At 71.2% G+C, this 14,583-nt stretch carries 14 protein-coding genes; 1 reads left to right on the top strand and 13 read right to left on the bottom strand.

Going from position 1 to position 14,583, the window contains the following annotated elements; translation table 11 throughout:
- The 7 genes from VKT83_15355 to ispE form a co-directional block, all read right to left on the bottom strand.
- Positions 1-472, bottom strand: a 472-nt coding sequence (locus VKT83_15355; protein HLY23841.1) for an efflux RND transporter permease subunit, incomplete at its 3' end; no start/stop codon positions are given.
- Between the two features lie 22 nt (positions 473-494).
- Positions 495-1,799 (bottom strand): efflux RND transporter periplasmic adaptor subunit, encoded by a 1,305-nt coding sequence (locus tag VKT83_15350; protein ID HLY23840.1) that lies wholly within the window; start codon positions 1,797-1,799, stop codon positions 495-497.
- Positions 1,800-1,875: 76 nt separating this feature from the next.
- On the bottom strand, positions 1,876-2,679 hold the full coding sequence (locus VKT83_15345; GenBank protein HLY23839.1) for a helix-turn-helix domain-containing protein: 804 nt from the start codon (positions 2,677-2,679) through the stop codon (positions 1,876-1,878).
- Between the two features lie 92 nt (positions 2,680-2,771).
- Positions 2,772-3,527: a GNAT family N-acetyltransferase gene (locus VKT83_15340; protein HLY23838.1), complete on the bottom strand. Its 756-nt coding sequence runs from the start codon at positions 3,525-3,527 to the stop codon at positions 2,772-2,774.
- 79 nt (positions 3,528-3,606) lie between these two features.
- The gene (gene purR / locus VKT83_15335; GenBank protein HLY23837.1) at positions 3,607-4,566 is read right to left on the bottom strand and encodes a pur operon repressor; all 960 of its coding nucleotides are present in this window, start codon (positions 4,564-4,566) and stop codon (positions 3,607-3,609) included.
- On the bottom strand, positions 4,563-5,423 hold the full coding sequence (locus VKT83_15330; GenBank protein HLY23836.1) for an NTP transferase domain-containing protein: 861 nt from the start codon (positions 5,421-5,423) through the stop codon (positions 4,563-4,565). The genes purR and VKT83_15330 overlap by 4 nt, the downstream gene beginning before the upstream one ends.
- An 8-nt stretch (positions 5,424-5,431) precedes the next feature.
- A complete protein-coding gene (gene ispE / locus VKT83_15325; protein ID HLY23835.1) occupies positions 5,432-6,298 on the bottom strand; it encodes a 4-(cytidine 5'-diphospho)-2-C-methyl-D-erythritol kinase in 867 nt (288 codons plus the stop codon).
- Positions 6,299-6,623: 325 nt separating this feature from the next.
- Between ispE and VKT83_15320 the strand changes: the two genes are divergently transcribed.
- A complete protein-coding gene (locus VKT83_15320; protein HLY23834.1) occupies positions 6,624-7,916 on the top strand; it encodes an LCP family protein in 1,293 nt (430 codons plus the stop codon).
- Here VKT83_15320 and rsmA read toward each other — a convergent pair whose 3' ends face one another.
- The 6 genes from rsmA to VKT83_15290 all read right to left on the bottom strand — a co-directional run bounded on the left by rsmA (position 7,917) and on the right by VKT83_15290 (position 14,168).
- Entirely contained in the window at positions 7,917-8,714 is a 798-nt protein-coding gene (gene rsmA / locus VKT83_15315) for a 16S rRNA (adenine(1518)-N(6)/adenine(1519)-N(6))-dimethyltransferase RsmA (GenBank protein HLY23833.1), read from the bottom strand.
- A 52-nt stretch (positions 8,715-8,766) separates the two neighbouring features.
- Entirely contained in the window at positions 8,767-9,543 is a 777-nt protein-coding gene (locus tag VKT83_15310) for a 3D domain-containing protein (GenBank protein ID HLY23832.1), read from the bottom strand.
- 512 nt (positions 9,544-10,055) lie between these two features.
- Entirely contained in the window at positions 10,056-10,466 is a 411-nt protein-coding gene (locus VKT83_15305; protein ID HLY23831.1) for a VOC family protein, read from the bottom strand.
- Positions 10,463-12,070: a methylmalonyl-CoA mutase family protein gene (locus VKT83_15300; GenBank protein ID HLY23830.1), complete on the bottom strand. Its 1,608-nt coding sequence runs from the start codon at positions 12,068-12,070 to the stop codon at positions 10,463-10,465. The genes VKT83_15305 and VKT83_15300 overlap by 4 nt, the downstream gene beginning before the upstream one ends.
- Positions 12,071-12,075: 5 nt before the next feature.
- A complete protein-coding gene (locus tag VKT83_15295; GenBank protein ID HLY23829.1) occupies positions 12,076-12,672 on the bottom strand; it encodes a biotin/lipoyl-containing protein in 597 nt (198 codons plus the stop codon).
- On the bottom strand, positions 12,669-14,168 hold the full coding sequence (locus tag VKT83_15290) for a biotin carboxylase N-terminal domain-containing protein (protein ID HLY23828.1): 1,500 nt from the start codon (positions 14,166-14,168) through the stop codon (positions 12,669-12,671). The genes VKT83_15295 and VKT83_15290 overlap by 4 nt, the downstream gene beginning before the upstream one ends.
- Between the last annotated feature and the right edge of the window lie 415 nt (positions 14,169-14,583).

The following is a 14,583-nucleotide window of genomic DNA, read 5'->3' as shown; positions in this document are numbered from 1 at the left end:
TGTCCGCGTACTCGGAGAGATCCCGGACCGGCCGGTTCGCCGAGAGCGCGACCGTCATGATCGGAATCGCGCTCGGGTCGAACTTCAACACGGTCGGCGGGTCGATGCCGGCGGGAAGATCGGGGATCCCGTTGATCTTGTTCTGGACGTCCTGGGCCGCGACGTCGATGCTCTTCTCCAGGACGAACTGGATCGCCACGATGGAGATGCCTTCGGCCGACGTCGACTGGGTGTGGTCGATGCCGCTGATCGAGCTCACCGCGTCTTCGATCTTGTTGGTAACGTCGGTCTCAATCTCTTCCGGCGACGCGCCGGGATCGACGACCGTGACGATGACGAACGGGATGTCGACGTTCGGGAAGCGCTCGACTTTGAGGCCCGCGTAGGAGAACGCGCCGAGGAACACCATCGCGAGGATGATGACCGCGGCCAGAACGGGACGGCGGACGGACAGACCGGCGATCCACTGCATCGGGGCGCCCTCCTCTTACCGGTTACCGGCGGACCGAGACGGGCTGGTTATCCGTGAGGGCGTCCTGCCCCTGAACAACCACCGTCTCGCCCGCGGCGAGGCCGGCCGCCACGTCGACCATGCCGTCGTGGTGCGCGCCGACGGTCACCGGGCGACGGACCGCCCGGCCGTCGCGGACGAGGAACACCATCGGGCCCGAAGCCGCCGTGACGACGGCGCCTTCCGGAATCTGCAGCACTTGATGCCGGACGCCCGTGGTAATCGCGCCGCGCGCGAACATCCCCGGGCGCAGCGCCCCGTTCACGTTGTGCACCAGGATGCGCACGCCGAACGTTCGGCTCGGCGCGTCGGCCGCGGGCCGGACCAGCTCGACTCTCCCCTGAAAGGTCTGTCCCGGAAGCCCGTCGACACCGAGGAGCGCGGTCTGGCCGGGCTGCAGCTCGAAGCGGTGCTGCGCGGGCACGACGAACTCGGCGTAGACGTCGTCGACCTGGCTCAGCACCAACAGCGGGTTCGTGGACGTCGTCGCCGGCGAGACGATCTGCCCCGGCTCCACATCGCGCTTCGTGATCGTGCCGGCGAAGGGCGCCCGAATCGTCGCGTCGCGCAGCTGGACGTCGATCGCGGCCAGGGCTGCCTGTGCCTGAGCCGCCTGCGCCCGCGCGGCCTGAATGTCTTCGTCGCGGGCACCGATGCGGACGAGCGAGGCGTTCTGCACCGCGGAGTCGTACGCGGCCTGCGCCTGCGCGGCCTGCGCCTGCGCCACCCGCAGCTGTGTCATGGCCTGGTCGAGGTCCTGCTGGGCAATCGCGCCCTGCGTCTGCAGCGCGCGGTCGCGATCCACGGTCATCTGCGCCCACCGCACCGATGCCTGCGCCGAGTCCAGGTTGGCCCGCGCCTGCTGCACGGCGTCCGCGGTCTGCTGCCGCTCCTCCGGACGGGCGCCGGTGAGCACCTTCTGCAGCTGCGCCTGCGCCGCCGCCGCGCTGGCCTGCGCCTGCGCGCGCTGGGCGAGCAGATCGCTCGTGTCCAAACGCACGAGCGGCGCGCCGGCGGCGACGCGGTCGCCTTCCTCGACGAGCACCGCGGCGACGCGGCCCGACAGCTTGGACCCGAGCTTCGCGTCGCGGATGCTCGTGATCGTCCCCGTCGCGAGCACGCGGACCACGACGTCGCCGGATGTCGCCGCGACGACGGTCACGGGCGCGACATCGGGCGCCGCGGCCCCCGGTTTGGAGGGAACGGGCCGCCCCATGCCCCGGACCACCATGGACAACGCCAGGGCGGCCATCAAGACGATCCCCACGATTACGACCCGCGTCCGCATGTCCGGTTCCCCCATCCCGTCGCGCCCGAGGGCTTTTGGCCCGGAGCGGCGCATATTGCTCATCCGATCGACAAGGTCATCGCGCCCGCGATTTCGTCCGCGGGGTCCCGCGGCCGGCGCCCGGGCGCCACGGCTTGATTTCCGCGCGCCACGCGGCCAGCAGGTCGCGATGCATTTTCTCGACCAGACGGCCGCCCGCGTCACGGCCGTTTGGAATGAGCCCCGCGATCGCCAGTGTCACGATGCCGTGGGTCGACCCCCACAGGGTCACGACCTTCCACGACAGGCTCTCCAGGTCGCCGGCGCGGGCGCCGAGGGCACGTTCCACGGCGTCGCGCACGGTCAGGAAGATCTCCCGCGTCTCGGGGAACGGCTCGTCCGCGGGGATCTTTGCCGAGCGCGACCGGAAAAATTCGTCCCACTCTTTGCGGTCGTGGACTTCCTCGAACGGGTGATGACGCGGCGGCGGCGCGGGCGAGTCCTGGCCGTTCTTCGCCCCCGCCATGTACGGCCGCACCATACAGGCCTCAAAGGCCGTCTCACCGTGCATCCCGAGGTGCATCTCCGGGTGGGCAACCGAGAAGGACCAGTACGCCCGCCCGATCGCGAGGAGCGATTCGACCGGATCTTTGCGCGCGTCCCGCGCCGCGCGCATCTCCGCGAGCATGCGGCGGAAGCCCTCGCGGAGCAGCTCGACCACGATCTCTTCCTTGCTGCTGAAGTGCTCGTAGAGAACGGGGGGGCTGTACTCGATCTTCTCGGCCACCCGCCGGATCGTGACCGCCGCCCAGCCCTCCGCCGCCGCGATCTCACGCGCCGTGTCCAGGATCGCCCGGCGAAGCTCCTGACGTTCCCGCTGCCGCCGCTCGCGTACACCCATGATTGAATCTCACCTCAATCAAATAATCTAACGATGTTAGCAAAATGTCAAGGGCGAAGAACGGCTCGCACGCGCGGGGCCTGGCCGGTGTCTTATCGCGGGGAGGTCGCCCGGAGATAGATCTGACGGCGCCCGTGGGCCTGGAAGCCGAGCCGCTGGTACACCGGCGTGCCGGCCTCCGACGCGACCAGCACGGCGGTGTCGTATCCCGCCAGGCGCGCGTCCTGAAGCGCGGCATGGGTGACCGCGGTCCCGATGCCGCGCCGCCGCATCCCCGGGATCGTGGCGATCTCATCGAGCACGGCGGCACGCTCGGCCGGAAACCACATCGACGTGGCCACGGGGGCGCCGCCGGAACGCGCGAGATAAAAGCGAAACCGCGACTCGGCCGGCGGAACGCCGAGCGGCAGCCGGCGATACATCGCGAGGCCCCACTCAGGAACGCCGAACCCTGCGCCGAATGCCCGCAGCCAGTCTTCGAGCGCCGCCATGGTGCGCACTCGTTCGATCGTGACGTCCGGCGGCAGCGGCACGGTCTCGGGCACCCCCGCAAGGTCCGCGGCCATGCCGAGATCTCCCGTCCACGACGTGAAGCCGCGGGCCGCGAGCCTCGCCGCGAGGTCGGCCGGGCGGCTCGGAGGCATGACCCACCATCCCGTGAGCCACCCGCGCGCCTGAAATTCGGCGACCACGGCGTCGATGACGCGGTCGGCATCCTGGTCGGAGAGGCGCGTTCGCACCACGCCGTTGTAAAACGGAATGCGGGTTCCGGTGGAGAGCCAGGTCAGCGCGGATTCCTCGTGGACCTCACCGCCCCCCTGCCGCACGTAAGCGGCCGCGGCAGCCACGAGACCGGCTTCGATGAGCTCGTCGGCCGCAGCGGCTGCGTCCCCGCGGACCCCGGACGTCAGAACGGAACCCCGGGCGTCAGGACCGTTCGGCCGGTTTGGGCGGCACGGCGGCCGGCGGCTTCAGTTTCATGCTGGCCGGCGCGCCCCGGGCGTGCGCCGCAGGCCCCGAGCCGGCCGTGGGGTCCCCGGACGCGGCCGCGGATACCCGGTGGAGGGCCCGGCGGCTCGGATTGATCCGCACGACGCCGGCCGCCTCGTCGACGCCGTCGAACGTGAGCAGTGCGACGTACTCGTCCACGAGTTTCTCGCGGGGCTGGCTCGTCTCGATCAACACGCCGATCCCGACGACTTCGGCGCGGCACTCCCGCATCAGATCGTGCACGCCGCGCGCGGTCCCGCCGCCGCGCAGAAAATCGTCGATGAACAGGGCGCGCGCGCCGGGGGCCACGGCGCGAAGCGGCAGCGTCATCGGCTGCACCGCGCGCGACGAGCCCGAGACGTAGTTCACCGTGACCGACGCGCCTTCGGCGCCTTCCATCGCGCGGCCGCCGCGGCGAATCGTCACCAGCGGCACGTTGAACGCGCGCGCGGTCATGAGCGCGAGCGCGATGCCCTTGACCTCCATCGCCAGCACCACGCCCGGACGCCGGTCGGCGAAGAACGTCGCGAAGACGTCGCCGAGCCGGGACGTCACCGACGGCAGCGAGAGCAGGTCGGTCATGTACAGGAAGCCGCCGGGGAGGATGCGGGACGGCTGGCGCAGCCGCGCGGCGAGATCCTCCGCGATCGCGGCGATTTGCGCCGGCGTGCACAACGGCGTGTAGCGCACGCCGCCCGCGGCGCCGGCGAGGGTCTCGATTCGGCCCAGCTGGAACTCTTCACACAACGCGCGCAGAGCCGACAGGTCCTCGCTGATCGTCGACTTCGCGGCGCCGAGCGACTCCGTGAACGTGCTGAGCGGAAAGACCTTGTGCGGCTCCTGAAAAAGGCGCTGTGCAATCAAGACCATGCGGTCCCCGCGGCGCAGGCGCCTCACGAGACCTCTCCCGCCGCTCCGCGCGACGCGGGGTGCCCGGCCGCCCGGTCGGGGGCGGAGGCGAGGCGCTGCCGGACGAGCGCGAGCATCTCGGGGGTATCGACGTCCAGGGCCACACCGGCGTCGCGGCACACGACGGCGCGGGCCCGCAGCCCGGCGAGGGTCTCCGCCCGCCGCTCGAGCGCCGCGATCCGAAGCCGGCCTGTCGCGAGCCCGGCGAGCGTGGCGAGACCGAACAGCCGCGCCAGGTCCCATGGACGCTTGCGCGCCCGCACCGCGCGCTCGATCACGGGCCGGGCGCGGGCAAAGGCTCCGGGACGCAGCAGCACGAGGCTGCCGCCCGTGAACTCTCCGTCCGCCAGGCGCACGAACGTCTTGCGCACGCCGGGCGCCGCGCGGGCGACCACGTCCCGGGGAACGACCGCGTAGGCGGCGTCGGCGCCCGAGGCCTGCGCGGCCTGGAGAAATTCTGCCACCGCGGCGGCCGTCAAGAGCGGCACGTCCGCGGCCGCCACGAGCACGGGCACGGCGCCGCGCGGCGCGTCCTGCTCGAGCGCGGCAAGGCCCGCGGAGAGATTATCGAGGAGTCTCCCCGCCGCGGGAACCGCGAGCGTCGCCGCGGCGGCCACGGCAGGGGGCAGCGGATCGGGGCCCACGACGGCGATGCGGCGGATCTGCGGGACACCACGGAGCGCCGCGATGACACGCTCGACCATGGTCGAAGAGCCGACCATGGCAAATGCCTTCGGTGAAACCCCGCCGGTCAGCGCCGCGTCCGGCGGACCGCCGGCGAGCACGACCGCATCAACCCCGTCCTCGCGGGGCAAGGCGGCCGGGCTGCCCCCGCCGGGCGGCACCCCAGCCGTTACCGTTCTTCGGCGAAGGTCCGCGTTACGAAGACCTCGTACCCGGCCTCCCCCGCGAGAGCCTCGCCGAGGCTGCGCGCCTCCGATTCTTTGGCCGCGAGCGCGAACAGAACGGGTCCGGTGCCCGACATGGAGACGCCGAGCGGATGCTGCGCCGTCATGCGCTCCCGAAGAGCTCGGACCGCCGGATGATGCGTTTCGACGACATCTTCGAACACGTTGCAGAGCAGGCGGCCGACCTCCGCGGGATTCTCGGCGTCCAGCGCGCGCAGGACCGCGCCCGTGTCGGGCCGCCGCCGCGGCGTGTCGTGGTTGAGCTCGCGGTAGGCCCACTCGGTCGGAACTTGCAGCGGCGGACGCGCGAGCACAACCCAGGTGGTCGGCAGCGGCCGCAGCACCCGGATGCGCTCCCCCCGCCCCATCGCGAGGGCGGCGCCGCCTGCGAGGAAGAACGGCACGTCCGAGCCGATCTGCCCGGCGAGATCCAACAGTTGCCGCTCCCCGAGCCGCAGCTTCCACATCTGCGCGAGACCGAGCAGCGTGACCGCGGCGTCGCTCGACCCGCCGCCCAGCCCGGACGCGATCGGAATGCATTTGGTCAACTCGACCTCGACGCCGCGCGGCACGTGGAACGTGTCCTTGAGCAGCGACGCCGCGCGATGGACGATGTTCTGCGTGTCCGCGGGCACGTCCGGACTGGCGCACCGCACGGTGATCGTCTCACCGTTCTCGCGGAGCGTGATCGAGTCGTGGAGTTCAACGGTGTGCAGAATCGTCTCGATGTCGTGGTATCCGTCCGGACGGTCGCCGAGCACGTCAAGCGTGAGATTGATCTTGGCGTACGCGTTGAGGTGCAGTTCCTTCACCGCGGCAGCCTCCTCCACGTAACAGGCGCTACTAACACACAACCCGCGGTCCGCCACATGGCGGTTCCGCGGGTTGCCCCACGAACGAGACGTTCGTGGCAATCGGTGCTGTGCGTGAACCTCGCATCCGTCACCCCGTACCAGGGACGGTCAATTCTGTGCGCTACCACTTCGCCCCTCTCATTATCGTTCCTTCCCAGAACGTTAACGTTCCTTTCGTCTTTCGCGGGCCTGCCGGCGGCCCCATTAGGAACCCGCCGGGCCTGAGCGGAGTATAGAACACAGGCCTTGAAACGGCGCCCGTCCGGCGCCTAGTATGGTGAGCATGTCTACACAGTCCCCCCCGGTCCCCGAGACCCCGGACGGTTCGCCGCCGGGCACGCCGCCGCCGGCCCGGTCCCGCCGGTCGCCGCGGTCGCTCTGGGCGCGCATCGCCTCGGGCGCCCTCCGTGCCGTCCTCATCACCTTCGCCGCCGTCCTCGTCGCCGGCATCGTCATCGCCGCCCTGCATGCGCAGCCTTCAGGGCCGACGTTCGCATGGCCGTTCCGCGTGACCGGACGAACGAACGTCCTCGTCATGGGGCTCGACCGGACCGTCAGCGACCAGAATCCGAACGTCGTGTATCCCGTCAGCCGCACCGACACGCTCATCGCCGTAAGCTTCGATCCTGCCGGCGGGCAGGTCCACCTCCTCAGCATTCCGCGCGACACCCGCGCGGCAATCCCGGGGCACGGCACCGACAAGATCAACGCGGCGTACGCGTACGGCAGAGAAGCGCTGGCGCGGCGCACCGTCGAGAACTTCACCGGGGTTGCGTTCCCCTACTACATTACGCTCCAGACGCGAGGCTACGTGCATCTGATCGACGCCGTGGGCGGCGTCACCGTCCGCATCGACAAAGACCTCAATTACGACGACAACTGGGACGGCCTGCATATCCATCTGAAGAAGGGGAACCGCCGGCTGGGCGGAAAGGCGGCGATCGAATACGCGCGCTTCCGGCACGACGCGCTCGGCGACATCGGCCGCATCACGCGCCAGCAGCAGGTCGCAGACGCATTGATCACGGAGCTGCGGCGCCCGCAGGTCGTTTTTCACGCCGGCCGCATTCTGCGGGTGTTCGGGGAAGACATCAACACCAACCTCCGGCCCGAGCAGCTGATCGCGCTCGGCTGGTTCAGCGCGCGTCTGCCCAAAGGCACGCTCGACCGGGAAACGCTGCCGGGACGGTTCGGCGCGGCCGATTGGCTGCCGGTTCCGGCCGAGGACCGCGCGGCCGTGGCGCGGATGTTCTACGGGATGGACGCCGCGGATCTCGCGCAGGCCACGGTCGAGGTCGTCACCTCCGGCGCCGGCCGCGGCGCCGTCGGCGACGGGTTGGCACGGCTCGATGCGCTGGGGGTTCGGCTGGTGCGCGTCACGTCCGCGCCCGATGCCGCGGAGAGCGCGATCATCGTGCACGGCGGGGACGTCCGCGTGGCGGCCGTCATTGCCGGCGCGACGCGGATCGCGCAAATCGCCTCCGCCGGCGCCCCGGTGGGCGCCGGCGGCGCCCAGTTCACGGTCGTGCTCGGCCGCGACTACGACGACCGGGTCGTCCCGCCGCCGACCCGGTAGTCAGGCGGTTCCCGACAGGGCCCGCGTCAGCGCCGCGAACGCCTCGAGGTCGAGCGTCTCCGCCCGCGCGCGCGGATCCACCCCGGCCGCCCGGCACGCCGCCTCGACGGCGGACGGCGTGATCTTGAGCCCGTGCGCAAGCGCGTTGGCGAGCGTCTTGCGCCGGTGGCCGAACCCCGCCGCGACCACCCGGAACAGGGCCGCCTCGTCCTCGACCGCGACCGGCGGCCGCGCGTGCGGCGCGAGCGCCAGGATCGCGGACTCCACATCCGGCGCCGGCAGGAACGCGCCGGGCGGTATGCGCGCGACGATCCGGGGGGCGGCCCGGTACTGCACGGCGATCGACAGCCGTCCGTACGACGGCGTGCCGGCCCGGGCGACCACGCGCTCGGCCACCTCCCGCTGCACGGTGACGACGAGCCGCGCGATCGACAGCGCGGGGTCGAGCAGCCGAAGCAGCAGCGGCGCCGCGATATTGTACGGCAGGTTCGCCACCGTCTTGCGCACGGACGCTCCGGCGAAGAGCGGCGGCAGATCGGCGTGGAGCGCGTCGCCCTGCACGATCCGGAGGTTCGGGAGTCCGCCGAGCCGCGCGCGCAGCACCTCGACCAGCCGGCGATCCACCTCGATCGCGGTCACGACGCCGGCGCGCGCCGCCAACGCCTCGGTGAGGGTGCCGAGCCCGGCGCCCACTTCCAATACCGCGTCGTCGCGGGTCAGTTCGGCCGCGGCAAGGATCGAGGCGAGCGCGCGGGTGCTGACGAGGAAGTGCTGGCCCCACCGTTTGGTGGGCCGGATCCCAAACCGCCGGAGCAGCTCGCGCGCGCCGGCCGGCGTCGCGGCCGCCGGGCTAGCGCCGATCGACGATGTAGGCCTTGACCGTCCGGCGTCCGAAGTGGATCGCCTCGTCGTAGGAGTTGAAGCACAGATCGATGCGCATCCCCTGAATCGCTCCGCCGGTGTCCCCCGCAATCGCGTAGCCGTAGCCCTCGATAAAGAGGCGGCTGCCGAGGGGAATCACGGACGGGTCGACCGCCACCACGCCGCGCTGAGCCAGAAGCCCGGTCGCGGTCCGGGGCCCGATCGCACCGCCGAAATTGTTCGGACCCGAGTAGTAGGCGGTGGCTTCGAGCATCAGGTACTCATGCCCGGCGAAGTCGCCGCGCGAGGCGACCATCTCGCGCGTCCCCACCGCGATGACCTCCGGAACAGGGGGCTGCGCGACGGTCCACGGACGCGGGACCACCGACGCGGGACGGCCATTCGCATACAGCGCCTGGATGATGCGCTGATCCACCCCTGGCCGGCCGGGGGTGCGGACCGTGCGGTTGCCCTTGTACAACTGCGGGTCGGCGACGACGCGGGACGGATACGCGAGGGGCCGCTGTTCGACCCAGGTGCGCCATGCGCGCCGCTCGACGGTGATTTGCATCCCCGGGTAGACCGCGTCGGTCGTACGGGGGTAGACACGGTCGATCGGCCCAAGCGTGACGCCGAGCACGCGCAGCGCGTCACCCACCGACGTGGCGGCCACCCGCACCGACGACGCCGTCTCACCGAACCGGAGGGTCACGGGGACGGCCCGGATAACGCTGATGTCGATACCCGGCCAGAGGAACGTCCGCACGTCGGGAAGCGTCCGATCACCAGGCTGGAGCGGAATTTGAGCAGACTCCACGGCATCGCCGACCGTGTGGCGAAACGACCGGAACGTCAGTTCACGGCCGTCGGCTTGGATGTGAACAGTACGACCGAAGGGCAAGCCCCAGGTGTCGATCGCAAGATAGACGGGGTATAAGAGACTAACCAACAGGCACGTCAGGATAGCCTGACGGACACTTCCGGCGCGGGGGGCCCGAGCCGGCAGCGTCAGCAAATGTGGCGGCATATATCCCCCCTCTCGGCGGACTCACGCCTCGTGCCGCGGTCCGCACGGACCGCGCCCGGCGACGCACATGAAAAATAAATGAGTCCACATCCTTGCCGACCGGCAAGGCGTCGAGTCCTGGTGCGACGTGAGGAGGGTGTCCTGGAACCCGAAAACCTATAGACTCCAGTCTACGGTCGGGACTATAACATATAGACTGGACTCAATGCAAACAGCAACCCCGTGAGGCTATTCCGACAAACCTTCACACCCTAACGGAGTTCTACAAGCTCGAGCAGCAGCCCCTGAAGCGACGACGGGTGCACAAAGGCGATGCGGGTGCCGTGGGCACCGGTTCTCGGCGCCTGCCCGGCGAAGCGCAGCCCAGCGGCGGTAGCGCGGGCGATCGCCGCCTCGAGATCGGGGACACCGAGTGCGAGGTGATGAATCGCCTCGCCCCGGCGGTCGATAAACTGCCCGAGCGGTCCGCCGGGCGACAGGGGCTGGACGAGCTCGACCTCGGCCGCTCCCACCGGCACAAAGGAGACGGCTACGCCCTCCCCGGGCACGGCCGTGCGATCCCGGACGGCGAGGCCGAGCGCCGCAAGCGGGACGACCGTCTGCGCGTCAAGATCCCGGACAATGATCGCGAGATGGGCGAGACGAGGGGCGGGACGGCTCACACGACGGCCGAGGGCCGGTAGACTCCGAAGCATCCGCGGAGGGTCTCGCAGATCTCGCCGACCGTGGCGTAGGCGCGCACGCACTCCAGGATCGAAGGCAGCAGGTTCTCCCGGCCGCGCGCCGTATCCGCGAGCGCTCCGAGCGCCGCGCGGACCCGGCCGCCGTCCCGCTCGGCCCGCACGCGGCGCAGTCTCGCGCGCTGCCCATCGGGGACGGAGGGATCGACGCGGAGAATCGGCGGGATGCGTTCCGCGCCGGTTTGGAACCGGTTCACGCCGACAATGATCCGCCGGCCCGCTTCGACCTGTTGCTGCTCGCGGTACGCCGCCTCCCCGATTTCCCGCTGCACGAAGCCCTGCTCGATCGCCGGCAGCATGCCCCCCATCTGATCGATGCGGTCGAGATAGTCCGCGGCGCGGCGCTCGATCTCCGCCGTCAGCGCCTCGACGTAGTACGATCCGCCGAACGGATCCACCGTGGAGCCCGCGCCGGTCTCGTGGGCGATGATCTGCTGGGTCCGCAGCGCCAGCAGCGCCGCCTCGTCGGTGGGCAGCGCGAGCGCCTCGTCGCGCGCGTTGGTGTGGAGCGACTGTGTGCCGCCGAGCACCGCCGCCAGCGCCTGAATCGCCACGCGAACGACGTTGTTGTCGGGCTGCTGCGCCGTCAGCGCGACGCCCGCGGTCTGGGTGTGAAATCGCAGCATGCACGACCGCGGATCGCGGGCGCCGAACCGCTCCCGCATCGTGCGCGCCCACAGGCGCCGCGCCGCGCGAAACTTGGCGATCTCTTCAAAGAAGTCCATCTGGGCGTCGAAAAAGAACGCGAGCCGCGGCGCGAGCCGATCGGCGTCCATGCCGGCATCCTGGGCGGCACGCAGGTACGCGATCGCGTTGCCGAGCGTGAAGGCGACTTCCTGCACCGCGGTCGCGCCGGCCTCCCGGATGTGGTAGCCGCTGATGCTGATCGGATTCCACCGCGGCAGGCGCTCCGCGCAGTAGGCGAACGTATCGGTGACGAGCCGGATCGACGGGCCGGGCGGATAGATGTAGGTGCCGCGCGCAATGTACTCTTTCAGGATATCGTTTTGCGTGGTGCCGTCGATCCGGTCGGGGGGAACGCCCTGCCGCTCCGCGGCGGCCTGGTACATGCAGAGGAGAATCGCCGCGGTCGCGTTGATCGTCATCGAGGTGCTGACGCGGTCCAGCGGAATCCCCTGGAGGAGCACCTCCATGTCGGCGAGCGAGTCGATGGCCACGCCGACTTTGCCGACCTCCGCCTCGGCCAGCGGGTGATCGGAGTCGTAGCCCATCTGCGTCGGCAGATCGAAGGCGATCGACAGCCCCGTCTGGCCCTGCTCGAGCAGGTAGCGAAATCGCCGGTTGGACTCCTCGGCCGTGGCGTAGCCGGCGTACTGGCGCATCGTCCAAAGCCGGCCCCGATACATCGTGGGGTAGATGCCGCGCGTAAACGGGTATTCTCCCGGCGCGCCGACATCGCGCCGCGGATCGACCCCGGCGACATCGTGCTCGTCGTACACGCGGGACACAGGGATGCCCGACGCCGTCTCGCGGGGTTCCTCGCGTCCGTCCGGCACCTGGACGATTCCCCCTAGTCCACCGTTACGAGCAGATCGTTGCCCGCCACGTCCTGTCCCGGGCTCACCCGCACCTCGCGGACGACCCCGGCATGCGGTGCCCGGATCTCCATCTGCATTTTCATCGCCTCCATTATAATGAGCGGCTGCCCCGGCACGACCGCGGTCCCGGGCTCAGCCTGGATGGCCACGACGAGCCCCGGCATGGGGGCGCGAACTTGGCCGGCCGCCCCCCCGCCGGTTGGTGCGCCAATCCGGACGCGCCGGGACCGGCCGACGTCCGCGGCGACCGCGGCGCCGTCGAAAAGCAGATGCATGGGGCCGGCGCCTCCGCCGGAGGCCGGACTCTCGGCGCGGTGCCCGCCGATCGGGGCACCGCGCCGCCAGGCGGCGACGATCAGCACGTGCGAGCGGCCGTCGAGCAGGAACGAGTAACAGCCCGGCACGAGCTCGGCGAGGTCGACGCGGCGCAGCCGCCCGACAGGGAGACCGTCGTCGGCCGCCGCGGGATCGTCACCCCGGCGAACGACCGCGGCGCGGAGGCCGCCGGGCGTCTCCTCGATGCCGACCTCAAGCGCGATGCCGTCCACCCGGATGTGATACGTCTTCACGACAGCGCGTCGCGCCGGGCTGCCTGCGCCCAGGCGCCCCCGTCCCGCGAGACCGGCGCCGGCACCGCCCGCCCGGCGAGGTGCGCCAGCGTCGCGGCGGCCTCCGCCGCCCCATCCGGCGGAGTACGGTCGCGGCTCTCCCACTCCGTCTCGACGAATCGGGTCGTGTACGAGCCCTCCCGGAAGACGGGATGCGCGAGCGCCCAGCGGTGAAACGGCACCGTGGTCGGCACTCCGGTGATGACGGTCTCGCGCATCGCCTGCGCGAGGCGCGCGATCGCATCCGCCCGCGTCTCGCCCCAGGCGATCACCTTGGCCAGAATCGGATCGTAGAAGCGTGTCACCTCCATGCCGGCGACGAGCGCGCCGTCGACGCGCACCCCGGGGCCGCCGGGCAGGACGGCCTCGCCGACTCGCCCGACCCACGGCACGAAGCCGGCGTCGGGGTCCTCGGCCGAAATCCTCGCCTCGATCGCGTGGCCGCGCACCGCGACGCCGTCTTGGCCGAACCCCAGCGGCGCGCCGCCCGCGATCGCGAGCTGCAGGCACGCCAGATCGCGGCCGGTCACCATTTCGGTCACCGGATGTTCGACCTGCAGGCGCGCGTTGATCTCGAGAAAATAGAATTCGCGGCCGCTGACGACAAACTCCACCGTCCCGGCGTTGACGTAGCCGACGGCGCGCGCGGCCGCGACCGCCGCCCGCCCCATCGCGTCGCGCAGGGACGCGTCGAGGGCAGGCGACGGCGCTTCTTCGATCACTTTCTGGTGGCGCCGCTGGATCGAGCACTCGCGCTCGCCGAGATGGACGAGCGATCCGGCGGCGTCGGCGAGGATCTGGACCTCGACGTGCCGCGCGCGGTCGAGCCACTTCTCGACGTAGACGCGGTCGTCGCCGAAGGCGCCCCGGGCCTCGCCGCGGGCGAGCCGGACGGCGTCGGCGAGGTCGGCCGCCGCGCGCACGAGATGGATGCCCTTGCCGCCGCCGCCGCCCGCGGCCTTGAGCAGCACGGGAAACCCGATCCGGCCGGCTTCCCGTGCGAGAGCGGCGTCGTCGAGCGGATCGGTGCCGGGAAGGATCGGGACGCCGGCGCCGCGGGCCGCCCGCCGTGTCTCGGCCTTGTCGCCGCACCGCTCGAGCGTCGCGGCGGGCGGCCCGACGAACACCAGCCCCGCGTCCGCGCACGCCTGCGCGAGCGCCGGGTTTTCGGCGAGAAAGCCGTAGCCCGGGTGCACGGCGTCGGCCCCGGCGGTGCGCGCCGCGTCGATGATCGCGCCGACCGAGAGGTACGACTGCGCGGCCGGCGGCGGCCCGATCCGGTGGGCTTCGTCGGCCGCCGCGACGTGCGCGGCCGTGCGGTCCGCGTCGCTGTACACCGCGACAGCCCCAAGCCCGCTCACGCGGCAGGCGCGGATCACCCGCAGCGCGATCTCGCCGCGGTTGGCGACGAGCACGCGGCGGAGGGGGCGGCTCTTCGGGCGCTCGGGGCGGTTCACGATCAGGCTGTTCGCGCCGCGCGCTGCGGAGTCATGCCGGGCGAAGTGCGGGCGGCCGGGCCGCCACAGGACCCTCGCCGGATCACCGCCAATTGCGGGCCGAAGAGACACCGTTCGATCATCCTGGCCGGAAGGGAGGCGTCCGATGCGACGGTGCCGGAGCGGTGTGCCGCCTCTGGGGCGCCTCGGGGGCGCCCTCGTCATCTCGATCTCGCTCGCCGGCGGGGCCCCGGGCGTCGCTGCGCCGCCAACCTCCGCCACCGGTCTCGCCGGCAGTTGGGCGGGAACATGGCAAAGCGCGCGCTCCGCGGCGAAGGGACGCTTTTCGGCGGCCTTGGCGGCCAAACCGGTCTGGTGGGGTGGCGCCGAAGTAACCGGAAGGATGGAACTCCGCGGGATCGCCTGCATGGGCGAA

It is taken from the genome of bacterium (genome assembly GCA_035308905.1).
GTDB lineage: Bacteria > Sysuimicrobiota > Sysuimicrobiia > Sysuimicrobiales > Segetimicrobiaceae > DASSJF01.
Note: the sequence above shows the minus strand (reverse complement) of the source record. Positions and strands in the feature narration are given on the sequence as shown.